Origin of the sequence: Photobacterium toruni (assembly GCF_024529955.1) — a bacterium.
GTDB classification, from domain to species: Bacteria; Pseudomonadota; Gammaproteobacteria; order Enterobacterales; family Vibrionaceae; genus Photobacterium; species Photobacterium toruni.
The window spans coordinates 177,909-202,907 of sequence record NZ_AP024854.1 but is presented as its reverse complement, the minus strand read 5'-3'; the positions used below and the strand labels follow the sequence as shown (position 1 = coordinate 202,907).

At 41.1% G+C, this 24,999-nt stretch carries 21 protein-coding genes; 16 read left to right on the top strand and 5 right to left on the bottom strand.

Translation table 11 applies throughout. The annotated features are described in order from the left end of the window. Window positions 1-200 precede the first annotated feature (200 nt). Window positions 201-2,831, top strand: coding sequence for a phosphoenolpyruvate carboxylase (ppc, locus tag OC457_RS00960; protein WP_080174357.1), 2,631 nt, complete (start codon window positions 201-203; stop codon window positions 2,829-2,831). Between the two features lie 410 nt (window positions 2,832-3,241). Further along, window positions 3,242-3,808, top strand: coding sequence for a PadR family transcriptional regulator (locus OC457_RS00955; RefSeq protein ID WP_080174356.1), 567 nt, complete (start codon window positions 3,242-3,244; stop codon window positions 3,806-3,808). A gap of 109 nt (window positions 3,809-3,917) precedes the next feature. Here OC457_RS00955 and OC457_RS00950 read toward each other — a convergent pair whose 3' ends face one another. Next, window positions 3,918-6,332, bottom strand: coding sequence for a bifunctional aspartate kinase/homoserine dehydrogenase II (locus tag OC457_RS00950; RefSeq protein ID WP_080174355.1), 2,415 nt, complete (start codon window positions 6,330-6,332; stop codon window positions 3,918-3,920). Beyond that, a complete protein-coding gene (locus tag OC457_RS00945) occupies window positions 6,332-7,498 on the bottom strand; it encodes an O-succinylhomoserine (thiol)-lyase (protein WP_080174354.1) in 1,167 nt (388 codons plus the stop codon). The genes OC457_RS00950 and OC457_RS00945 overlap by 1 nt, the downstream gene beginning before the upstream one ends. Window positions 7,499-7,805: 307 nt before the next feature. Between OC457_RS00945 and metJ the strand changes: the two genes are divergently transcribed. Next, window positions 7,806-8,123: a met regulon transcriptional regulator MetJ gene (metJ, locus tag OC457_RS00940; RefSeq protein ID WP_080174353.1), complete on the top strand. Its 318-nt coding sequence runs from the start codon at window positions 7,806-7,808 to the stop codon at window positions 8,121-8,123. 121 nt (window positions 8,124-8,244) lie between these two features. On the opposite strand, the gene rpmE is transcribed toward metJ, so the two are convergent. Continuing rightward, the gene (gene rpmE, locus OC457_RS00935) at window positions 8,245-8,457 is read right to left on the bottom strand and encodes a 50S ribosomal protein L31 (protein ID WP_045035943.1); all 213 of its coding nucleotides are present in this window, start codon (window positions 8,455-8,457) and stop codon (window positions 8,245-8,247) included. Between the two features lie 267 nt (window positions 8,458-8,724). Here rpmE and priA point away from each other — a divergent pair, with 267 nt between their 5' ends. From priA to OC457_RS00905, 6 genes are all read left to right on the top strand, one after another. Then, window positions 8,725-10,926 carry a primosomal protein N' gene (priA, locus tag OC457_RS00930; RefSeq protein ID WP_080174352.1) on the top strand — a complete coding sequence of 734 codons (2,202 nt, stop codon included), beginning with the start codon at window positions 8,725-8,727 and terminating at the stop codon, window positions 10,924-10,926. Between the two features lie 204 nt (window positions 10,927-11,130). Continuing rightward, on the top strand, window positions 11,131-12,135 hold the full coding sequence (gene cytR, locus OC457_RS00925; RefSeq protein ID WP_045035941.1) for a DNA-binding transcriptional regulator CytR: 1,005 nt from the start codon (window positions 11,131-11,133) through the stop codon (window positions 12,133-12,135). 168 nt (window positions 12,136-12,303) lie between these two features. Further along, window positions 12,304-12,903, top strand: a complete 600-nt coding sequence (locus OC457_RS00920; protein WP_080174351.1) for an SPOR domain-containing protein — start codon at window positions 12,304-12,306, stop codon at window positions 12,901-12,903. Window positions 12,904-13,085: 182 nt separating this feature from the next. Further along, window positions 13,086-13,619, top strand: coding sequence for an ATP-dependent protease subunit HslV (hslV, locus tag OC457_RS00915; RefSeq protein ID WP_045028916.1), 534 nt, complete (start codon window positions 13,086-13,088; stop codon window positions 13,617-13,619). A 10-nt stretch (window positions 13,620-13,629) separates the two neighbouring features. Beyond that, window positions 13,630-14,961, top strand: a complete 1,332-nt coding sequence (gene hslU / locus OC457_RS00910; RefSeq protein WP_080174350.1) for an HslU--HslV peptidase ATPase subunit — start codon at window positions 13,630-13,632, stop codon at window positions 14,959-14,961. A 149-nt stretch (window positions 14,962-15,110) separates the two neighbouring features. Next, on the top strand, window positions 15,111-16,019 hold the full coding sequence (locus tag OC457_RS00905; protein ID WP_080174349.1) for a 1,4-dihydroxy-2-naphthoate polyprenyltransferase: 909 nt from the start codon (window positions 15,111-15,113) through the stop codon (window positions 16,017-16,019). Between the two features lie 80 nt (window positions 16,020-16,099). Here the strand turns inward: OC457_RS00905 and zapB are convergent, their stop codons facing one another. Further along, window positions 16,100-16,342: a cell division protein ZapB gene (gene zapB, locus OC457_RS00900; protein ID WP_080174406.1), complete on the bottom strand. Its 243-nt coding sequence runs from the start codon at window positions 16,340-16,342 to the stop codon at window positions 16,100-16,102. A 594-nt stretch (window positions 16,343-16,936) separates the two neighbouring features. Between zapB and OC457_RS00895 the strand changes: the two genes are divergently transcribed. The 7 genes from OC457_RS00895 to tpiA all read left to right on the top strand — a co-directional run bounded on the left by OC457_RS00895 (window position 16,937) and on the right by tpiA (window position 23,609). Then, entirely contained in the window at window positions 16,937-17,788 is an 852-nt protein-coding gene (locus tag OC457_RS00895) for an MIP/aquaporin family protein (protein WP_080174348.1), read from the top strand. A gap of 91 nt (window positions 17,789-17,879) precedes the next feature. Then, on the top strand, window positions 17,880-19,400 hold the full coding sequence (gene glpK / locus OC457_RS00890; protein WP_080174347.1) for a glycerol kinase GlpK: 1,521 nt from the start codon (window positions 17,880-17,882) through the stop codon (window positions 19,398-19,400). Between the two features lie 206 nt (window positions 19,401-19,606). Next, complete coding sequence (gene glpX, locus OC457_RS00885; protein WP_080174346.1) at window positions 19,607-20,614, top strand: class II fructose-bisphosphatase; 1,008 nt, start codon at window positions 19,607-19,609, stop codon at window positions 20,612-20,614. 205 nt (window positions 20,615-20,819) lie between these two features. Next, a complete protein-coding gene (locus OC457_RS00880) occupies window positions 20,820-21,437 on the top strand; it encodes a helix-turn-helix transcriptional regulator (RefSeq protein WP_080174345.1) in 618 nt (205 codons plus the stop codon). A gap of 13 nt (window positions 21,438-21,450) precedes the next feature. After that, window positions 21,451-22,194 carry a ferredoxin--NADP reductase gene (locus OC457_RS00875; protein ID WP_080174344.1) on the top strand — a complete coding sequence of 248 codons (744 nt, stop codon included), beginning with the start codon at window positions 21,451-21,453 and terminating at the stop codon, window positions 22,192-22,194. Window positions 22,195-22,320: 126 nt separating this feature from the next. After that, window positions 22,321-22,620: a DUF3135 domain-containing protein gene (locus OC457_RS00870; protein WP_080174343.1), complete on the top strand. Its 300-nt coding sequence runs from the start codon at window positions 22,321-22,323 to the stop codon at window positions 22,618-22,620. Window positions 22,621-22,838: 218 nt separating this feature from the next. After that, entirely contained in the window at window positions 22,839-23,609 is a 771-nt protein-coding gene (gene tpiA, locus OC457_RS00865) for a triose-phosphate isomerase (protein ID WP_080174342.1), read from the top strand. Window positions 23,610-23,756: 147 nt separating this feature from the next. Here the strand turns inward: tpiA and pfkA are convergent, their stop codons facing one another. Continuing rightward, window positions 23,757-24,719 carry a 6-phosphofructokinase gene (gene pfkA, locus OC457_RS00860; protein WP_080174341.1) on the bottom strand — a complete coding sequence of 321 codons (963 nt, stop codon included), beginning with the start codon at window positions 24,717-24,719 and terminating at the stop codon, window positions 23,757-23,759. Between the last annotated feature and the right edge of the window lie 280 nt (window positions 24,720-24,999).

Genomic DNA, 24,999 nt, shown 5'->3' with positions numbered 1-24,999 from the left:
TAATAATAAACAATAATTTCAAAAAACACTGCCAGAACTGGAACAAAATTACAAAATTCAAGCAAGATTATGACCAAAATCAATATCACTCGTTTTTATTGACTATAAATACAATCCCTGTTGACCTGTTACTAACTTCACAGCTAGATTGTGGGGTAAAGGTTAAATTGGATGTAACAAAATTACGAGATGGATACGATATGAACGAGAAATACAGTGCACTAACAAGTAATGTCAGTATGCTTGGTCATTTGCTGGGCAATACAATCAAAACAGCCTGCGGTGATGAACTATTAGAAAAAGTAGAAACTATCCGCAAACTGTCTAAATCAGCAGGTAGCGGTAATCAAGATGATCGTGAAAAACTGATTGCCGAATTACAAAATCTACCAGATAATCAATTACTTCCTGTAGCTCGAGCTTTTAGTCAATTCCTTAATCTCACCAATATTGCTGAGCAATACCATACAATTTCACGCCAACGTGAAACGACATTATGTAGCCCAGATGCGCTCGATGAGTTATTTACTAAATTAGTCCAGCATGATGTTAACCCTGCCGATTCTTTCGTGGCGATTAATGAATTAAACATTGATTTGGTTCTCACCGCTCACCCAACAGAAATTGCACGTCGTACCATGATTCATAAATTGGTACAGATTAATAAATGTTTATCACAATTAGAATTAAGCGAATTATCAACCGCAGAACGCGCTCGCATTGAACAACGATTAGAGCAACTGATTGCTCAAGCATGGTATTCCGATGTTATTCGTCAACAACGCCCAACGCCAATTGATGAAGCAAAATGGGGTTATGCGGTAGTTGAAAACTCATTGTGGCAAGCCGTACCAGAATTTGTACGCCTGTTTGATGAAAAACTGCAACAGCATCTAGATAAGAAATTACCATTAGATGCCGCCCCTGTTACCTTTTCATCATGGATGGGTGGTGATCGCGATGGTAACCCATTTGTCACCTCTACTGTTACCCATGAAGTTTTGCGTCTTTCGCGTTGGAAAGCGGCTGAACTTTACCTTGGTGATGTTCAAGAGCTCATCAATGAATTATCAATGATTCAATGCAATGATGAGGTACGTGAACTGGCAGGTGAAGAACACGAACCTTATCGTGCAATTTTAAAACAACTGCGTACCAAGCTAATCCTCACTCGTGATAGCTTAGAAGCCCAAATTAATGGCCATACCCCTCTCACTAAGAACATTATTAATGATGTAGCTGAACTATGGGATCCACTGTTTGCGTGCTACCAATCATTACATCAATGTGGCATGGCTATTATTGCTGATGGCTTACTGCTTGATTCATTACGCCGCATAAAATGTTTTGGGGTTCATCTGGTTAAACTTGATATTCGCCAAGAAAGTACTCGCCATGAAAATGTAATTTCAGAGCTAACGCGCCACCTTGGTTTGGGTGATTACAGTCAATGGTGTGAGCAGGATAAGATCGCGTTCTTAGTCCGCGAATTATCATCAAAGCGTCCATTACTGCCACGTAATTGGGAACCATCAGCTGACGTAAAAGAAGTACTAGAAACCTGTAAAGCAATTGCAGAGCAACCCCGTGAAGCCTTAGGTGCGTATGTCATTTCAATGGCACGTACAGCATCAGATGTATTAGCAGTACACCTATTATTACAAGAAGCAGGTTGTCCTTTTAGAATGGATGTTTGTCCATTATTTGAAACACTTGAAGACTTAAATAATGGTGCCGCGGTTATTGAACAATTGCTAAACATTGACTGGTACCGAGGCTTTATTCAAAACCACCAAATGGTGATGATTGGTTATTCCGACTCAGCAAAAGATGCCGGTGTAATGTCTGCAGGTTGGGCGCAATACAGTGCCATGGAAAAATTAGTCGACGTTTGTGAAAAAGCAGACGTAGAAATCACCTTATTCCATGGTCGTGGCGGTAGTATTGGTCGTGGTGGTGCACCAGCACATGCGGCATTATTATCTCAACCACCACGTAGCCTAAAAGGTGGCTTGCGAGTAACAGAACAAGGCGAAATGATTCGCTTTAAGCTTGGACTGCCTGAAGTTGCCATCAATAGTTTAAGTCTTTATGCAAGTGCGACATTAGAAGCGAATTTACTGCCGCCACCAGCACCGAAACAAGAATGGCGTCAGATTATGGACCAACTTTCTGATGTTTCATGTGAGGCGTACCGTAATATAGTTCGTAACACGCCGGAATTTATTCCCTATTTCCGTGCCGCAACGCCAGAATCGGAACTGGGCAAATTACCGCTTGGATCTCGACCTGCAAAACGTAATCCAAACGGCGGTGTTGAAAGCTTACGTGCTATTCCATGGATTTTTGCTTGGAGTCAAAATCGTCTCTTATTACCAGCATGGTTAGGTGCCGGTGAGGCGATTCAGCACTCAATTGATAATGGCGATACTGCACAATTAGAAGAGATGTGTCGCGAATGGCCATTCTTTTCTACGCGATTAGGCATGCTAGAAATGGTATACAGCAAAACTAACCTTGGCATTGCAGAGTACTATGACCTACGTCTAACCGATGAAGCCTTATGGCCATTAGGCAAACAATTACGTTCGCAGTTACAGCAAGACATTAAAACAGTCTTAACCGTTGAAAATAATGACCATTTAATGCAACAAGATCCATGGGGTGCTGAATCTATTCGCTTACGTAATATTTATGTCAAACCACTTAATATGCTGCAAGCTGAATTACTTTACCGTACCCGTCAGCAGAAAGAGTTACCAATAGAGCTTGAAGAAGCATTAATGGTCACTATTGCAGGTATTGCTACAGGTATGCGTAACACTGGTTAATCAACAAATACTCATCATAAGGCTATCTTCGGATAGCCTTTTTTTTGACAGTTATTTATAAAATTGTTAAAAAATATGAGTTAGTCTCACTTTTGATACAGCATTGCATTGCCTATAAAGACTAAGATAGAAAAGTATCAATATGAGAAAAGATGAATATATTTCAATCAAATTATTATTTTTTTAGTGCTAAATCAATGTCGCTATTATTCACAAGATAATAAATTGAAACGCCTCAGTAACAGATAATTGAACTAGAAGTATCGATATTGAGCAAATTAATGATATTCTATGCGACCGCAATTAGGTAGTGCAAAAGCACGATTATAAATTAAAAACGTCATTTGAAGCGTTACATAATCTAAGCCCTATTGTGTTTTTTTATTTTATATATTTAACGGATAGAAGAGATGTCACTACCACATGTAATTTTAACAGTGCTTAGCACTCGAGAAGCAACTGGTTACGATATAACCAAAGAATTCTCACACAGTATCGGTTATTTTTGGAAAGCGAGTCACCAGCAGGTGTATCGTGAACTTAATAAAATGGCAACTAACGATCAAGTAACCTGTCGTCTTGAACCTCAAGACGGTAAGCCTGATCGAAAAGTATATTCAATTACCGATCTTGGTCGACAGGCATTATTTGAGTGGTTCCAAGAACCGGCTCGTAATCCCACAACTCGCGATGAGTTTTCTGCAAAATTACTGATTTGTGGTGTCCACAATTCATTACCAATGCAGCAGCAACTTGAAGCTTTAATTGATGAATCACACATTTTGATTGGTCATTATCAAGAGCTAGAACAAATTCATTTTGGTGATTACAAAAACATGGATCGTCAACAACGTCTCGACCGTTTAACCTTGCGTCGTGGTCTTCATAACCGCCAAGCTTGGATATTATGGGCAGAAGAAGTATTAGCTGAACTGAAAGATATGGACAGCGAAGGTAGCTCAGTCGCTATCAACTAAGTTTATATTCTATAAAAAACCGCAGTTCAAACTGCGGTTTTTTATTAAAATCAGATCAATATATTCATACCAAATAATAAATAGCAGCATTTAATCGTAATATTATCGACTACAACATTGTCGCTAAGCGATTAATATCAGAAATAAGAGCGCCAGCAGTGATCTCTCGCCCAGCCCCAGGACCACGAATAACTAAGGGATTCTCCCGATACCACTGACTTTCAATCGCAAAAATATTATCGCAGGGTAATAAATTTGCCAACGCATGTTCATTCGGCAATGCTTCTAATCCAACATATGCTTTACCATGGCGATCTAATCGTGCCACATAACGTAATACTTTCTCTTCACGAACAGCACGAGCTAACTTTTCCGCTAATAACAAATCAAGATCAGCCGTATGTTCAAAAAAATCATCAACACTTAGGTTCTGCAAACTTGGTGGAACTAATGATTCAACTTTTACCTGCTGAGGTTCAATCTCAAACCCAGACTCACGTGCTAAAATAACTAATTTCCGCATCACATCAGTACCATCGAGATCATGACGAGGATCCGGTTCAGTTAGCCCCTGTTGCCACGCTTGTTCAAGCAATTCAGAAAACGGCAAACTACCATCAAATTGTTGAAACAACCATGATAACGTCCCTGAAAAAATACCAGAGATAGCTAAAATACAATCACCACTTTCACGTAAATCACGCACAGTATAATTGATAGGCAATCCCGCCCCGACAGTGGCATTGTATAACCAATGACGGCTACTTTTAGCAAAAGCATCAACTACGGTTAGGTATGTCGCTGTGGCTGCCGAACCTGCAATTTTATTTGCTGAAATAAGATGTAGCCCACTCGCGGCTATCTGTGGATATAACGCCGCTAAGTCGTGACTAGCGGTTACGTCAAGAATAACAACGTCATCATAATCAACCGCCGCAAGCTGAGATAATAAGTGTGGTTGCTGATAATCAGTCGCATGCTGCTCAAATTGTATTAATGCAACAGCAGGATCGATACCCTGACTGTCAATCCAACATTGTTGCTGGCCAACAACGCCAATTAAACAAAAATGCATTCCATGACGCTGCTCAAGCGCCGCTTTTTCACGACTAAACAAGCTTAACCAATGTTTGCCAATATTACCTTTACCGCACAGAACAATACCCACACTTTTTTGTGCTTGAAATAATGCTTGATGGATATCATTAACAAGTTGATCAGTTTCTGCTCCCCGTAGTACGGCAACTAAACTAAGATCCGATTCAGATTCTGTCATAAATTCAACGGGAAAGCCTTTTAACTGCTGATAAAACCCATGACAATGATTAGGGTTATTCAACACTCCAGCACCAACGGCTGCAACCATTGAAAAACCTTCACGTAATCGAAGCTCTGCTGCAACCCCACTATCTTGTAATAACCCAAGCACGCTATTTACCATCTCTTGAGTATAAGCCAGAATAATTCGCCGCTTTCCTTTATCAATGGTTTGAGCTAGCGGTTGAAATTGAGCTTTATCTAATAATAATTGCACATCACGCTGAATAGCTAACAGCCCTATCCCTTGTGGTATTTCAAGTTCTATTAAACATACGTCATTTAATGATGAAATAATTTTAGCCCCACGACCGGATGCTAATACCCGTTCAACCCGTGTTGAACCAGACTCTGGTTGATGACTACAACGTAATGTTAAATCAAGAGTACTTTGGGCAACAGGCTGTAATGTACGGCTATGTAAAACAGGGGCAGCAAGACGAGCTAACTCATTTGCTTCATCTAAGCGTAATAAAGGAAGTAAACACGCATTAGTCACTTTATGCGGATCTGCACTGTATACACCAGCGACATCACTCCAAATGGTCACTCGCTCAACCTTCGCTAATGCACCGATCATTGTTGCTGAATAATCAGAACCATTACGACCGAGCAATACTGTTTGTTGATGTTGATTCGCAGCCATAAAGCCGGTGATCACTAATCGCTGCTGCTGATATTGTACAAATAACTGCTCAAGCAATGGCTCTGATAATCGTGTATTAATTTCAGGCTGCACAGCATGCTCTGCGCGTAAAAATAACCGCGAATCAATCACTGCTGCGGCTAATTGTTGTTGATTAAGTAATGCGCTTAATAAGCGGGCTGACCATAACTCACCATGCCCCAAAATCGCATTTTTCATCTCAAGGGTTAACGTTGATTCACCCCATTTAGCTATTAACGCCAAATCTACAGATAACTGTTGCTGTAATAACTCGGCTTGATCAGTTGTTAATAATTCAGTGATCAATTGTTGTTGAAAAGCTCGAATAGACTGTAATGTTGCATGAGCTACCCGTCCGTCAGTAACTAACTGTTCTAACCATAACAATAATTGATTGGTTGTTTTACCTGCAGCGGAGACCACGACTAAATCGTTAGTATTAGAATAAGCACTTAAAATTTCAACAACTCGACGATAACAACTTGAATCAGCAAGGCTACTCCCCCCAAATTTATGTAACTGGCGTCGTTCTTTTTTCATCAACATAACTCCTCAGCAGCCGCAAATGCTTGAGTAAGATCAGTAATTAAATCACGAGGATCTTCTAACCCAACCGATAACCGTAATAAAGACGTTGAAATTCCAGCCGCGTGTTGTGCTTCATCAGTCATCGCACGATGAGTCATTGATGCCGGGTGAGCAATTAAACTCTCCGTTCCCCCTAATGATTCCGCCAATGAAAACAGCTGAAGTGTTTTAACAAACTGTTCCAGTTGCGAATAACTTCCCACAAACTCAAAACTCATCATTGAGCCAAAACCACTTTGTTGACGCTTAGCGATCTCATGCCCTGGATGGGTAGGTAAACTTGGGTGGTAAATAGTGCCAACTAATGGTTGCTGCTGCAAATAGGCTAATACCGCGGCACCATTTTCTTCATGCATTCTCATTCTCGGTGCTAAAGTACGTAAACCACGCAACGTCAAATACGCATCAAAAGGAGCCCCGGTGGCACCAATACAATTAGCCCACCACGTTAAATTTTCTGCGGCTGATTGTGCTTTAGCAATTAAAACACCACCAACAACATCTGAATGGCCATTGATATATTTAGTGGTTGAATGCACCACAAAATCAGCACCAAGTGATAAAGGTTGTTGTAATAACGGCGACAAAAAGGTGTTATCGACAGCAACTTGGCAACCAACAGCCTGTGCTTGCTGACTGATAGCCTTAATATCTATCACTCTTACCAAAGGATTTGATGGCGTTTCAAGCCAAAGTAAAGTTGGTTTTTGAGCTAAAGCAGTCGCTAGCGCGTCGGGATCAGATTGGTCAATGAACAGTACTTTAAAATCCCCTTTTTGAGCGCGCGTATTAAATAAACGATAACTACCACCATAACAATCATGGGGGGCAACAAGCAGATCATTTGGTCCCAACAATGCTGACACTAATAAATTCATCGCAGCAGTACCGCAACTTGTCACCACTCCACCCGCGCCACCTTCCATCTCACTCAAAGCATCGGCTAAGGTATTTCGAGTTGGATTACCTGAACGAGAATAATCGTATTGAGGTAACTCACCTAAAGCCGGAAAACTGTAAGTCGAGGTAAGATAAATAGGAGGAACAACAGCATTAAACTGTGAATCAGTATCAATGCCCGTACGAACCGCAATAGTTGCAAGCTGCTTATCACTCATAATAACGTTCCTTGTTATAAAGGGGTGAACCCTGTAAATAAATAATGGTCGTTGTAAACAACCTTAACCACATCAAAATAAGACGTCAACACTTCTAGACATCTATATGTCTTTGCTTATAGCAGTAAATCCCGCTAAAATTCAGTCATTGAAAAAAATAGTCGTGATCTAACAACGGTTGTATGCCACGGTAGAGGACAAACTAGCGATGTTCACGTAATATCGCCGCCTATCATGACTATGTACTAACAACCGTCATCGCGACATTGTTATTATTATTAATTAAACATCGCTGAGAAGGTAAAACATGGCAAAGTGGAATGGCGAATATATTAGCCCTTATGCAGAACACGGTAAGAAAAATGAACAAGTCAAAAAAATTACAGTGTCTATTCCATTAAAGGTTCTCAAAATTCTTACTGATGAACGTACTCGTCGTCAGGTCAATAACCTGCGCCACGCTACCAATAGTGAACTACTTTGTGAAGCTTTCTTACATGCCTATACAGGCCAACCACTACCTACAGATGATGATATCCGTAAAGACCATCCCGACGATCTTCCTGCAGAAGCTAAATTATTAATGGAAGCGATGGGTATCAGCTACGAAGACATTAATGAATAATATGTACATGAAATAGCAAAAAACCAGCATCAATGCTGGTTTTTTTATATCTTACAAATTTAAACAATAAAAAAAGGGATGCTTGCGCATCCCTTTTTTTTTAAATTCAGCTGGCAAGTAATTACTTGCTAGTAAGCGCACCAAAACGCTTGTTGAATTTATCCACACGACCGCCAGAGCTAACTTGACGTTGCTTACCAGTGTAGAATGGGTGACACTTATCGCATACATCAAGGTTGATGTCTTTGCTCATAGTAGAGTTAAATACGAAAGTGTTGCCACAAGAACAACGTGCGTTTACTTCTTTGTATTCTGGGTGGATACCTTGTTTCATGGGGAAACCTCAAGTTAAGGCCGTGTCGCTCTCCCGATCCAAAGCCGGGCACCACACGTGGTTAATAAAATAGTCTATCGTAAAATTACGACAAATCAGGCGGCGTATAGTAATCAATCATTACTCATAGATCAACTCAGACACTGTTTTTTTATTGCTCTTTTATTCATCGTTAAAACAGTCAATAATGATTGCGGCATCGCAGTACTTATTCCCTATCCTGCGATCTGTTACTATTTAGTGCAAGCTCAATTAAAGCGATAAAATATGACCCCCTCAATAGCACGCGTTGCTTTACCTGTCCCACTTGATAAAACATTTGATTATTTAATCAAACCTGATACCACCCCAGTTATCGGTGGACGCGTGCTAGTGCCTTTTGGACGCCAACGATTAGTTGGAATCGTTGTTGCTATTGGTCATGATTCTGATTTTCCCATTCAACAGTTAAAGCCTATTCAACACGTTTTAGATAACCAGCCGTTATGGCAACCCGCTTTATTTGCATTATTAAAATGGGCCAGTCGTTATTACCAATATCCATTAGGTGACACTCTCGCCAATGCGATGCCCGCTTTACTGCGGAAAGGACGTGAAGCCTCAACCGCAAGCCTAAAATTTTGGCACCTTACCGAGACGGGTCGAGAACAGCCCTTAAATGGTTTAAAGCGCGCACCTAAACAAGCTCAAATTCTAAATCTATTACGCAATGGTGCACTCAGTCACGAAAGTTTACTCGCGCATGACGTTAGCAGCGCAACACTAAAAGCTGTCATGCAAAAAGGCTGGATAAACCAACAACAACAGCAACCAAAACAATATCAATGGCAGCCAAAATTTGCCATCACAGAACAGAAACCACGCTTAAATGAAGAGCAAGCATTAGCAATTGCAACGGTTAACAGTAACCCAGGATTTGGCTGTTATCTGCTAGATGGTGTTACTGGTTCGGGAAAAACTGAGGTCTACCTAAATTTACTTGAGCCTATTTTAGCGGCAGGTAAGCAAGCGCTAATTTTAGTACCCGAGATTGGCCTTACGCCACAAACAATCAATCGCTTTAAACGCCGCTTTAATGTTCCTTTAGAAACCGTTCACTCAGGTCTAAATGATAGCGAACGTATGACAGCATGGCTTGCTGGACGTGATAATCAAGCCGGGATTATTATTGGAACACGCTCAGCATTGTTCACCCCATTTGCAAACCTTGGCATTATTATTGTTGATGAAGAGCATGATGCGTCTTATAAACAACAAGATAGCCTACGTTATCACGCTCGAGATCTTGCCGTGATGCGAGCCAATAAAGAAAATATTCCTATTATCTTAGGCTCAGCAACCCCTGCACTTGAAACCTTACATAATGCGCAAACAGGTAAATACCATTATCTCACCCTATCAAAGCGCGCAGGTAATGCCAGTGCTGCCCGCCATGGGGTGATTGATGTTAAAGGCTTATATTTAAATGCGGGATTATCAGCACCACTGATCGCTGAAATGCGTAAAAATCTTAATGCTGGCAATCAAGTAATGCTATTTCTGAATCGACGTGGATTTTCACCCGCGATGATGTGCCATGAATGTGGCTGGATTGCAGAATGTGATCGTTGTGATGCGTATTACACACTACACCAACAATCGGGTGAATTACGTTGCCATCATTGTGCGACTCAAAGACCAATAATGCATCAATGCCAACAATGCGGATCAACGCAATTATCACCTGTCGGTGTTGGTACCGAACAACTAGAAGCGCAATTAGCCACGCTTTTTCCTGAGTTTAAAACCGTACGTATTGATCGAGACAGCACTCGCCGCAAAGGCACATTAGAAAACTATTTAGAAGCAATTAAGAATAACGAATATCAAATTTTAATCGGCACTCAAATGTTAGCCAAAGGCCATCATTTCCCTAATGTCACATTAGTGGCATTAATTGATGTTGATAGCGCATTATTCAGTAATGATTTTCGAGCATCAGAGCGACTCGCACAACTTTTTATACAGGTAGCAGGTCGAGCAGGACGAGCGAGTAAGCCCGGATCAGTATTATTACAAACGCATCATCCCGAGCACCAGTTATTACAATCATTACTGCATAAAGGCTATGGCGTTTTTTCTCAAACAGCATTAATTGAACGCCAACAAGCATTATTACCGCCATTTACTCACTTAGTATTACTGCGGGCAGAGGCCAATGACAGTGATTTAGTGTGTCAGTTTTTACAACAAATTAGAGCTATTTTTGAAGCAAGCCCAGTTTATGATCAAGATTGTTGTGTCTTAGGACCTAACCCCGCACCACTTGCTCGACGTGCTGGGCGGTTTAGATGGCAATTAATTTTACAAATTCCTAATCGAAATAAACTTCAACAAATGCTTACTATTGCCAAGCCTGCTATCCAACTATTACCGCTTGCTAAAAAAATTCGGTGGTCAATTGATGTCGAACCACAAGATTTAACTTAAACTAGACAATGCGATGCATCTCACATAGCGAATGTAATTTATGCTATTGAAAGCAAGTTTCAGCTAATGCATCCATTCTACAATATGCTTATGAATTGACTTTTTTCAGTCAGTTACGATTAGCTGGTAAGTCTATCTGTCTATTTTCGTCATCACAGATAACCAGCTGTACACTAGAAAGATATAGCAAAAGAGGAAAGCACTATGGCGACAATGAAGGACGTTGCCCAGCTAGCCGGGGTATCAACCGCGACGGTTTCGCGCGCACTAATGAACCCGGAAAAAGTATCGGCATCAACAAGGAAAAAAGTTGAGCAAGCCGTAATGGAAGCTGGATATTCACCAAACTCACTGGCACGTAACCTACGCCGCAATGAATCGAAAACTATCGTGACAATTGTTCCGGATATCTGTGATCCTTATTTCACTGAGATTATTCGTGGCATTGAAGAAGCCGCGATGGAAAATGGTTATTTAGTGTTACTCGGTGATAGCGGTCAACAACAGCGTCGAGAAAATTCATTTGCTAATTTAGTGTTTACTAAACAAGCTGATGGCATGTTGTTATTAGGTAATAATTTACCGTTTGACGTCAGCAAACCTGAACAAAAAAATCTACCGCCGCTGGTTATGGCATGTGAATATGCACCTGAACTTGAATTACCAACTGTGCATATTGATAACCTAACCGCCGCCTTTGATGCAGTGAATTACCTGACTCAAATGGGCCATAAGCGCATTGCTCAAATTACTGGCCCCGATAAAGCAGCCTTATCGCAATTCCGTCAACAAGGCTATCAACAAGCACTGCGTCGTGGAGGCATCACTCTAAATCCTGCTTACACCATTAAAGGTGATTTCAGTTTTGCGGCAGGCGCACGCGCAATAACTGCCCTGCTTGCTTTACCAGAGCCACCAACAGCATTATTTTGTCACTCAGATGTGATGGCAATTGGCGCGATGCAACAAGCTAAACGTCTTGGCTTACGTGTTCCGCATGATATTTCGATTGTCGGTTTTGATGATATCCAATTTGCAGAATATTGCGATCCACCCTTAACGACGGTCTCACAACCTCGTTATGAGATTGGCCGTCAAGCTATGATCATGTTACTTGAATTACTCAAAGGTAAAGATGTTCAGGCTGGTTCACGATTATTAGATGCAAAACTGGTTATTCGCGAAAGTGCAGCGCCACCAAGTCGCTAATTGATTATCCCCATATTCGATGTGTTACCGCACGAAGATCATAAAACTGATCATCTTTATCGTAATATGGGGCTAATTATCAATGAAACCGCGATAATAACTAGTCAGGATCAATCCAACTTTGTAACATAGTATTCTATCTATCTTCCCTATTAATTTGTCGATATTGTGGCCACTAAAGATTATGTAAAACGCGGGCGCTCACCGAAACCAGCGCCAATAAAGGCAAAAGCCAGCCATAAGGGCAAAAAAACACCATCAACCAGTTTTCCCACAAAATGGGCGGCATTGGCTGTTATATTAGTGTGTGGACTCATTGTGGGGTTATTTTTCCTTTCCGGTACTGATGTACCTGAAACCGCACCGGTGACCCCTGCGGCAATTATTGTCAAACCGCAGCCAGCAAAAACCAATACCAATGCCTTACCGCCAAAACCTGAAGAGAAATGGCGCTATATTCAAGAGCTAGAAAATAAAAAAGTCATTGTGCCAGCATTAACGCCAAAACAAGTTATTGCTGAAAATAAGCCAGCGAAACCTTATCTTTTACAATGTGGTGCTTACCATAGCCAATCCCAAGCGGATGAACGTAAAGCAACCATTGCATTTCAAGGCTTAAACAGTCAGATAAAAATATCAACCAATGATAAAGGCACTTGGTATCGTGTCGTACTCGGCCCCTATAAAGATAAGCGTTTAGCTATGGATGATCAGAATAAATTACAAAAAAATGGGATTAGTCCTTGTGCCATTTGGTTCTGGGAATAATCCGTACCATACTAAATAACAATCAAGGATGCTCAACCAGCATCCTTTTTTATTAATGCAATTGTTCGTATATCACCGCAGGCAATTGTTACACCACACCTTGAAAATCTACGCTTCTATCCCCAGATCTAAAATATTAAAGATACCGGCTAACGTCGGAGCTGAATCAAAGAGGGTTTAACGTGACAACTATTGTATCTGTTCGTCGTAACGATAAAGTCGTAATTGCTGGTGATGGTCAAGTGTCACTAGGCAATACAGTTATGAAAGGCAACGCACGCAAAGTTCGTCGTCTCTATAACGATAAAGTACTCGCTGGTTTTGCTGGCGGTACTGCTGATGCCTTTACTTTATTTGAGCGTTTTGAACGTAAATTAGAAATGCATCAAGGCCATCTATTGAAATCAGCCGTTGAGTTAGCCAAAGATTGGCGTACCGATCGCGCCCTAAGAAAGTTAGAAGCTTTATTAGTTGTTGCTGACGAAACTGGCTCATTAATTATTACTGGTAATGGTGATGTAGTGCAACCCGAGCACGATTTAGTCGCGATTGGCTCTGGTGGTAACTTCGCTCAAGCTGCAGCGATTGCACTATTAGAAAATACTGATCTTAGCGCCCGTGAAATAGCAGAAAAAGCGTTAAATATTGCGGGTGATATTTGTGTGTTTACCAACCACAATCACACTATTGAAGAACTAGAAACTAAGTCTAAGTAAGGAAGTTGCAATGTCTGAGATGACTCCTCGCGAAATCGTTCACGAGCTTGATCGCCATATTATCGGTCAAGACAAAGCCAAGCGAGCGGTTGCGATTGCACTGCGTAATCGCTGGCGTCGTATGCAGCTTCCTGAAGAGCTGCGCGTAGAAGTAACCCCAAAAAATATTCTGATGATTGGTCCTACCGGTGTCGGTAAAACTGAAATCGCACGCCGCTTAGCAAAATTAGCGAATGCGCCATTCATTAAAGTTGAAGCAACTAAGTTTACTGAAGTTGGTTATGTTGGTAAGGAAGTCGAAACCATTATTCGCGACCTTACTGATGTCGCGGTGAAAATGGTACATCAACAAGCAACAGAAAAAGTACGCGCCCATGCTGAAGAGTTAGCAGAAGAGCGTATTCTTGATGTGTTATTACCACCAGCACGCGATGCATGGGGACAAAACGAAGAAGCACCAACGGAATCAAACACCCGTCAATCTTTCCGTAAAAAATTACGTGAAGGTAAACTTGATGATAAAGAAATCGAGATTGATGTAGCTGCACCACAAATGGGCGTTGAAATTATGGCGCCTCCTGGTATGGAAGAAATGACCAACCAGCTGCAAGGTATGTTCCAAAATCTTGCAGGTAACACCAGCAAAAAACGCAAGATGAAAATCAAAGATGCGTTAAAAGCAGCAACGGAAGAAGAAGCCGCTAAACTAATAAACCAAGAAGAATTAAAAGAACAAGCAATCTTTGCTGCAGAAAACAACGGCATCGTATTTATCGATGAGATCGATAAAATCTGTAAACGCGGTGAATCATCAGGTCCTGATGTGTCACGCGAAGGTGTGCAGCGCGACCTATTACCATTAGTCGAAGGTAGCACAGTATCAACTAAACACGGTATGGTGAAAACAGACCACATCCTGTTTGTTGCATCCGGTGCATTCCAAGTTGCTAAACCATCAGATTTAATTCCAGAACTGCAAGGTCGTTTACCGATCCGCGTTGAACTAGAAGCACTGACTAGCCATGACTTTAAACGTATTCTTACTGAGCCTAAAGCCTCTTTAACTCAGCAATATGTCGCACTAATGGCAACAGAATCAGTTGATATCGAATTTACAGCAGATGGCGTTGATAGTTTGGCTGAAGCAGCATGGCAGGTAAATGAGCGCACTGAAAATATTGGTGCCCGCCGTTTATACACCGTGATGGAACGCTTAATGGAAGAAATTTCTTATGATGCTAGCGAAAAAGCAGGCGAGAAATTCCTGATCGATAACACTTATGTACAAACGCGTTTAGGCGAATTTGTTGCAGATGAAGATTTAAGTCGTTTCATTTTATAATCGAATTTAAATCAATTATTTTTAGTATAAACGGTGCGTTTTATCGCACCGTTTTTTTTGTTTGTTAACTAACATTAATGGGATAAATTTGCGCATAACCAAATTTACGCCATAATACCTTTTCAGTATTCACTTTAAGTATCTAATTTATGAACTCACCCTCTTCACTGACAATTTGGTTAGATGCCGCAAGACCAAAAACGTTACCCCTTGCTATCGCCTCTATTGTCTGCGGTAGTGCTGTGGCAAAATGGCATGGCAGTTTTTCTGCAAGTATTGCAGCACTCGCGTTGTTAACCGCCCTTCTATTACAAATCCTTTCTAACCTTGCCAACGATTATGGCGATGCCGTTAAAGGTACCGACAATGATGATCGTTTAGGTCCACAACGGGCAATGCAATCAGGTTTAGTCACAGCAGCAACAATGCGTAAGGCGATGATTATTAATATCATACTTACTGCAATTAGTGGTTTAACCTTGATTTTAATCGCCTGTAAAAACCCCCATGATATTGTTGGCTTCTTAGTGCTCGGATTATTAGCGATTGCCGCATCAATTGCGTATACCGTCGGTAATAAACCTTATGGTTATCGTGGTCTTGGGGATCTATCAGTATTGATCTTTTTTGGATGGCTTGGTGTTGCAGGCACTTATTATTTACAAGCAGGACAAATTGATTCGTTGATCATGTTACCAGCAACAGCTTGTGGGTTATTAGCTGTCGGTGTGCTCAATATCAATAATCTACGTGATATCGATAATGATAAAGCATGTGGCAAGCAAACCTTGGTAGTGCGTATGGGTCCACAATGGGGACGTAAATACCATTTAGTATTACTGTCTACTAGTGTGATCTTTTTTAGTTTATTTGCCCTATTAGAAGTAAAGTCGCTCTTTGGCTGGTTATTTATTTTAAGTTTACCACTACTGATTAAGCACGGTCGTCAAGTGTATCACTCAACAGATGGTGCAGCGTTAAGACCCATGATGGCAACCATGGTTAAATGCGCTTTAATCACTAATTTATTATTTGCAGTTGGTATGGTGTTAGCATAATAGCTAAAATATCGGCTCGGTATCTCACTCTATTTTAGGTGTTATACCAAGCCGATAGTCATATTAAAATAAATGCGCGATTATTCTACGCTATCCATTTTGCCTAGTAGCATACGTACACGTTCTTGCCATACGTTATGCTCACCACGTAGCTTTTCGTTATCTTGAACAAGACTCTCACGACCAGAACGTAGTTCTTGTGCTTCCATAGCTAGGCTATCATTTTTTTCTTTTAGTTCATCAATTTCCATTTGTAGCAAAGAAATTGAATCCACAGCCATTTGAACTTTGGCTTCCAATTTTTCCAACATTTCTAGAGACATATTGTTCACCTGATCTATGCCCATATTATTACCTTAACAATTGAAGGTAATCTCTACGGACAGGGTTATATACATTCAGCCACTATTCTAACGAGGCAATGGCTTGCTGACATCTACATTTCCATTGCATTAGTGCAACTGACGGAAAATCATACAAGTCTGATGTAATTTTTGCAAAGTAAGCCGATATCGTTCCAATTTAGCAGTTAAAAACCGCTAAACCCAACAACATTACGTCCCTTTTCCCCGCTTTAATACCATCAAAATCAACTTGTCACATTCAACTATCAATAATGTGATAGCGACAAACTTTCTCAAATTATGCCTGACATTACCATGATAATTTAGCATCGCCATTTTATATTGCATCACCGTAGCCTATGGCTTCTGCAACAATATAGCTTAAATGCCATTATCGATGATCTCCCCTTGGTTTACCCAACAATAAAAAGCCACCAAACGCTCATTTTAGAAAATAGTCTATGCTCGAACGCACATTTCTGACGCGTTATTATTTAAAAAAAAAACAACTATTGTAAATTACAGCGCATAAGAATAATGAATACCCTACATACTCACAAAAGGACTGACACTATGGCAAGTTCCAAACCTAATGCGCTCGTCGGAGAATGTTTTGCGGAATTTATCGGTACTGGACTACTGATATTTTTTGGCGTTGGCTGTGTCGCTGCAATGAAATTAGCAGGGGCCGATTTTGGTCAATGGGAAATAAGTATTATGTGGGGTCTTGGCGTAGCCATTGCTATTTATGTTACTGCTGGCGTTTCTGGTGCCCATTTAAATCCAGCCGTTACCATTGCGCTTGCCAGTTTCCATGGTTTCAATAAGCGCAAAGTTTTACCGTATATTACAGCACAACTATTAGGTGCTTTTACCTCTGCTGCTTTAATTTATGGGCTATACAGCAATTTATTTACTGATTATGAAACCAGCCATAACATTGTTCGTGGTACAGCTGCGAGCCTTGATACCGCTTCTATTTTTTCAACATTCCCTCATCCATCATTAAGTTTTAGTGGTGCATTTGCAGTTGAATTTGTCATTACAGCAGTATTGATGTTTGCCATTTTAGCTATCGGTGATGATAAAAATGGTGCGCCTCGCGGTGCAATGGGTCCTCTGCTTATCGGTATATTAATTGCTGTTATCGGTGGCTCATTAGGTCCACTGACGGGCTTTGCCATGAACCCAGCGCGTGATTTTGGCCCCAAATTACTGACCTTCTTTGCGGGTTGGGACTCGGTTGCCCTAACGGGAGCAAAAGATATTCCTTACTTTATCGTCCCTATCCTAGCACCAATTTGTGGCGCATTATTCGGTGGTTGGGCATATCCTAAATTTATGAGTGTTTATCTACCAGGTAACAAATGTACGCTACCTAATAAATGTGAAAACAAGACAGATACTCCAGCGGTTGAAGCATAAAATTTGATCTTCCAATAAGTCTAAGGGGTATTAACCACATACTCCTTAGTGACACCTACTCAACAATTATAAAGATAACGAGGAACTCATCATGACTACTGAACGAAAATATATTGTGGCGCTAGATCAAGGAACAACCAGTTCTCGCGCAGTGGTACTCGATCACAATGCCAATATCGTTTGTTCGTCACAACGCGAATTTACTCAAATCTATCCTAAAGCAGGCTGGGTTGAGCATGATCCTCTTGAAATTTATGCAACCCAAAGTTCAACCATGGTTGAAGCATTAGCCAAAGCAGGTATTCGTAGCGATCAAGTTGCTGCTATTGGTATCACCAACCAGCGTGAAACAACCATTGTTTGGAATAAAAAAACCGGTAAACCTGTTTATAACGCTATCGTATGGCAATGTCGTCGTACTGCTGATATGTGTGAAGAATTAAAACAACAAGGGTTAACGGATTATATTCGTGAAGCCACAGGTTTAGTGGTTGACCCATACTTCTCAGGCACCAAAGTAAAATGGATCCTCGATAACGTTAAAGGCGCTCGTGAACAAGCCGAAGCGGGTGAACTATTATTTGGTACCGTTGATACATGGTTGATTTGGAAAATGACTCAAGGTCGTGTTTTCGTGACGGATTACACCAACGCATCTCGCACTATGTTATTTAATATCAACACATTACAATGGGATGAGAAGTTATTATCGGTATTGGACATTCCACTATCAATGATGCCAGAAGTAAAAGCATCATCTGAAGTATATGGTCAAACCAATATTGGTGGTAAAGGCGGTACTCGTATTCCTATTGCAGGTATTGCAGGTGATCAACAAGCGGCTTTATTTGGTCAAATGTGTGTTTCTGCCGGCCAAGCTAAAAACACTTACGGTACTGGTTGTTTCTTGCTAATGAATACAGGCAAAGAAAAAGTCACCTCCCATAACGGTCTGCTAACAACGCTTGCTTGTGGCCCTAAAGGTGATGTTGCTTACGCCCTTGAAGGCGCGGTATTTATGGGAGGCGCATCGGTTCAATGGTTGCGTGATGAAGTTAAATTACTCAGTGATGCCAATGATTCAGAATACTTTGCAGAGAAAGTCGGCAGTGCTAACGGAGTTTATGTCGTGCCAGCCTTTACCGGTTTAGGTGCACCATATTGGGACCCGTATGCTCGTGGGGCAATTGTTGGGCTAACTCGAGGAGTTAATTCTAACCATATTATTCGCGCCACCCTTGAAAGTGTTGCTTACCAAACTCGTGATGTGCTTGATGCAATGCAAGCCGATTCAGGCATTAAACTTGATATCTTACGCGTTGATGGCGGCGCGGTTGCTAATAATTTCTTAATGCAATTCCAATCAGATATTTTAGCCACTGAAGTTCATCGCCCCGTTGTGACAGAAGTAACGGCACTTGGCGCGGCTTACTTAGCAGGTCTGGCAATTGGTTTTTGGGATAGCATTGATGAGCTTCAACATAAATCACAATTAGATCGTAGCTTTACACCGTGTGAAGATGACAAAAAACGTAACCGCCGCTACCGTGGCTGGCAACGTGCCGTTGAATGCGCCAAAGGTTGGGCATTTGATGAAGAAGATGATGAATAATCCTTATTAGCCTCATCACAGGCCTGCTTATAATAGCAGGCCTTTTTCATTTATCTGCGACGACATAATACTGATTCTATTGCGTTAGATCATCAACCGATACCGTTGACAATCGAATTTCTCCCCGTGCTAACACCTCAATTATGCTAAAATTTACGCTGATTTTTTAAACCTTTAACCTACCGATTTCTATATCTGGAGTTATCATGAAAGGCGATTTAGCAATAGCATTTGCTCGTGTTACCGAAGGCGCAGCCCTTGCAGGTCATAAATGGTTAGGCCGTGGTGATAAAATTGCAGCAGACAATGCCGCAGTTGAAGTTATGCGTACCCTGCTTAACCACACCAATATCAATGGCGAAATTGTCATTGGTGAAGGTGAAATTGATGAAGCACCTATGCTTTATATTGGTGAGCACGTTGGTTGTGGTGGTTGTGCGGTTGATATTGCAGTTGATCCTATCGAAGGTACACGCATGACAGCTATGGGACAAAATAATGCCCTTGCTGTACTTGCCGCTGGTGAAAAAGGTAGCCTGCTAAAAGCACCAGATATGTACATGGAAAAATTGGTTGTTGGTCCACAAGCTAAAGGCGTTATCGATCTTGATAAACCATTAGCTGATAACTTTGCAGCGATCGCTAAAGCGCTTAATAAGCCATTGAGTGAACTTGTTGTTACTATTCTAGCTAAGCCTCGTCACGATCAACTTATCACTGAAATGCACGCTATGGGTGTACGTGTATTTGCTTTCCCTGATGGTGATGTTGCAGCCTCTATTCTTACGTGTATGCCAGAAAGTGAGGTCGATGTGATGTACTGCATTGGCGGCGCACCAGAAGGGGTTGTTTCAGCTGCAGCTATTCGTGCTCTTGGTGGTGATATGCAAGGTCGTTTACTGCCACGTCATCATGTAAAAGGTGATACGGAAGAAAACCGTCGCTTAGGCGAAATGGAAATTCGTCGTTGCGCTGAAATGGGTATTGAGCCAAATACATTGCTGCGCCTTGAAGATATGGCACGCAGTAATGATGTGATCTTTGCAGGCACAGGCATCACTAAAGGCGATTTAGTTAAAGGTATTCAACGCCAAGGTGATATCGCAACCACTGAAACCCTATTAATCAGTGGTCAATGTGGCACTATGCGCCGTATTAGATCAAATTACGATCTTACTCGTCAGCCTGAAGCCGTTAAGCAACACACGCTATAACCTACCAGCTTTTCCAATAAAAAATGCACTACGGTGCATTTTTTATATCTACGATTAAACTCATCATGTTTACTTTCCTCACGGTGCTAATTTTATTCCTAACACTAAGAAGTCCTACTTTTAACTCATTATTATATTGTAAAGATATTGCTTTATTTAATCAGCTGATCCCATAATATAATAAGAGCAATAACGATAACTGATTATGAAAACTATTGAAAAAATCCTCTATCACATCAAATATGATGGTCCAGTTACCGCCAAAGTATTAGCTGAAAAATTTCAGTTAACTACCATGGGAATTCGTCAACATTTACAGACAATGGAAGAACAAGGTTTAGTTGAGTCTTATGATGTAAAGGTCAAAGTTGGACGTCCGACACGCCATTGGCAACTCACATTCCAAGGCCATCAACACTTTGGTAATCATCATGGCGAACTTGCAGTACAAACCTTACATGCTGTTAGTGATTTATTTGGTCAACAAGGGCTACAGGCCATTATTGCTAAACGAGAACAGCAAACGTTAAGCCACTATCAAACAGCTATTGCTCATTGCTCTGATTTAAAAAGTAAACTCACCACATTAACTGAATTACGCCAACATGATGGCTATATGGCAGAACTTATTTGCGATAATAACGGCTTTTTATTGATTGAAAATCATTGCCCTATTTGTCTTGCAGCAACACATTGCCAATCACTTTGCCATTCTGAATTGACTGTTTTTCAACAATTATTAGGTGAAAATACGCTCATTCAACGCCAAGAACACATTATTACAGGTCAAAGGCGCTGTGCTTATCGAATAACATCCAAATAACGAGGAGGCCATTATGGCTGATTGGATCCCTGCACAAGTTATTGCGAACCGTCACTGGAACCAAGATTTATTCAGTTTATCGCTACGGGCGAACATTGAACCGTTTAAAGCGGGACAATTTACTAAACTTGGAATAGTGATCGGTGATAACTTGATCCAACGTGCCTACTCGTTTGTTAATTCGCCTCAGCATGCTGACATTGAAATTTATGCAACTCGTGTTGTAGATGGTTTGTTATCACCACGATTACATGCTTTAAAAGCAGGTGATACTGTCCAAATATCAGCGCGAGCCAGTGGCTTTTTTACCCTTGATGAAGTTGCCAGTAGTCAGCACTTATGGCTATTTGCAACAGGTACCGCTATTGGTCCTTACCTGTCTATTTTAGGGCAAAAAGAGGTGTGGCATAAATACCGCAAAATCATTCTAATTCACGCTGTACGTTATGCGGCAGATCTCAGTTACCAAGCAGAAATCAGCGCCCTCAAACAACAATATGGCGATCAATTGATTGTACAGCCATTTGTTAGTCGTGAACCCGCCCCGCTGTGTTTAACTGGCCGAATTCCACAAGCGATTGCTGATGGTTTATTAGAACGACATGTAGGTTTATATCTCACCCCAGAACACAGCCAAGTTATGCTTTGTGGTAACCCACAGATGGTACGTGATACAAAAGCGGTACTTGAAGCTAAAGGCTTGACCAAAAATCTACGTCGTAAGCCAGGACAAATTACCATGGAACACTATTGGTAATCACCAGCAGCTATTGACGAATAATGTCATGAGCCTGAACGATCAGGCTCAATCTCAACGGCGATACTAACGCTAACAACCATCATCATCTATAGTTACCAATAGCGATGATAGAAGGAATAGCGAATGCAATCACTGCCTGATTTTGATCAACTCGTGCACCTTGCCGCCACCAATCCCAAACAATTCACATTATTACGCCAACGGTTAATTGAACAAACCATCGCTCAAGCCAGCTCTAGTATGCAACCACGATTACAAGCCCAACAAAGCCATATTGATCGACTGATTAATCATGGTAAAAATCCATTACACACCAATATTCTGTTACAACAAGAATTACAACGCCAACTACAACGATTCAGCCAAATACTCCAATCCCACTCTTCGCAACAGCAGGCAATAATACTGCCATTAAAACGATAAAATCACTCACCTACATTGGCAGATGATTGAGCCTAAATGTTATAAAAAAACGACAAAAAACCACATATATTGAAATATTTTTCTATTTGTAGTTCACTTTTTGTCTCGAAAAGGGTACAACCAAGCACATTAATGATTTTAAACAGTAAAAATTCAGTTCTGGCTGGTATATTTTTACGCAGTTAATTAATTACATCATTTAAATTTGGAGAAAAACTATGCGCCATCCTGTAGTTATGGGTAACTGGAAACTAAACGGCAGCAAAGAAATGGTTGTTGCTCTACTAAACGGTCTTAACGCTGAACTAGAAGGCGTTACAGGCGTAGACGTTGCAGTTGCTCCACCAGCACTTTACATTGACCTTGCAGAGCGTACGCTTACAGATGCAGGCAGTGCGATCATCCTAGGTGCTCAAAACTCTGACCTACACAACAGCGGTGCATTCACTGGCGATATGTCTCCAGCTATGCTTAAAGAATTTGGTGCTACTCATATCATCATCGGTCACTCTGAGCGTCGTGAATACCACCACGAATCAGACGAGTTTGTTGCTGAGAAATTCGCATTCCTAAAAGAAAATGGTCTAACACCTGTTCTTTGTATCGGTGAATCAGAAGCACAAAACGAAGCTGGCGAAACATTAGCAGTTTGTGCTCGTCAAATTGACGCAGTAATCAATACTCAAGGTGTTGAAGCTCTTGAAGGCGCTATCATCGCTTACGAACCAATCTGGGCTATCGGTACTGGTAAAGCGGCTACAGCTGAAGATGCACAACGCACTCACGCTCAAATCCGTGCTCACATTGCAGCTAAATCTGAAGAAGTTGCTAAGAACGTTGTTATCCAATACGGCGGTTCTGTTAAGCCTGAAAATGCTGCAGCTTACTTCGCACAACCAGACATCGATGGTGCACTAGTTGGCGGTGCTGCACTTGACGCGAAAAGCTTTGCAGCTATCGCTAAAGCAGCAGCTGAAGCAAAAAAATAATCTTTCTTACTGATTGATTGCATCAAGGTCACCTGCGGGTGGCCTTTTTATTGTCACAAATAAAGCACAGTATCAAAAAATGACAGCATAAAAAAAGGCCGATATAAATATCGACCTTATTCTTTTCAGTATTTTTATAACGTAATTTTAGAACAACTTTTCAGCCAATTCATATAAATCGTTACGTACTGGACGACGCATATTTTCAATCGCATCGATAATATCGTGGTGAACCAGTTTTTCACACTGAATACCCACACAACGACCGCCTTCACCTTGCTGTAAAAGCTCAACTGCATATGCACCCATACGTGATGCTAATACACGGTCAAAGGCTGTTGGTTGGCCACCACGTTGAATATGACCTAATACCGTTGCACGCGTTTCACGACCAGTTTCAGCTTCAATGAATTTAGCCAATGCATTAACATCAGTCATTAATTCAGTGATTGCAATAATTGCGTGCTTCTTACCTTTCGCAATACCTTCTTGAATGTGCTTAATCAATTGGTCTTTATCAAGACCCCTTTCAGGCGTAATGATATATTCACAACCACCAGCAATTGCTGACATTAGGGTTAAATCACCACAATGGCGACCCATTACTTCAACAATTGAAATACGCTGATGAGAAGATGACGTATCACGTAGACGGTCAATCGCATCAATAACCGTGTTCATTGCTGTCATATAACCGATAGTGTAATCAGTACCTGCCACATCGTTATCAATCGTGCCAGGAAGACCGATACATGGGTAACCCATCTCAGTTAACTTCTTCGCGCCCATGTATGAGCCGTCACCACCAATAACAACTAATGCATCAATACCGTGCAACTTCAGGTTTTCAATCGCTTTTTCACGAACTTCCACTTCGCGGAACTCAGGAAAACGTGCTGAACCTAAAAATGTGCCACCTTTGTTGATAACATCAGATACACTTTGACGATCAAGCGGTTTAATGTGGTTGTTATATAGGCCTTGGTAGCCATCATAAATACCACAAACTTCTAGACCTTCTGTCAACGCTGCACGAACTACGCCGCGAACCGCTGCATTCATACCAGGTGCGTCACCACCACTGGTCAAAACACCAATCTTCTTAATCATGGTTACCCTCTGACTTTGGGAATTGAAAAATCAAATCCAACACGATATACCAAGGTTCCCCCACTCGGTATCACAATCGATAACTATCGAATTATGTTCGTGAAAACTGAAACTTTCCTACTTCTGTAGAAGTATTACAATTTTAATGAAATATTTTGTTGATTCATATCACGCTAGCTCGTCACTTTTTTATCTGCCAATGCTTATCAGCGGTCATTATTATTATGATTTTTCAAATAAACCGATCATTACTCATTATAGGCAATGACAGTAATCATTA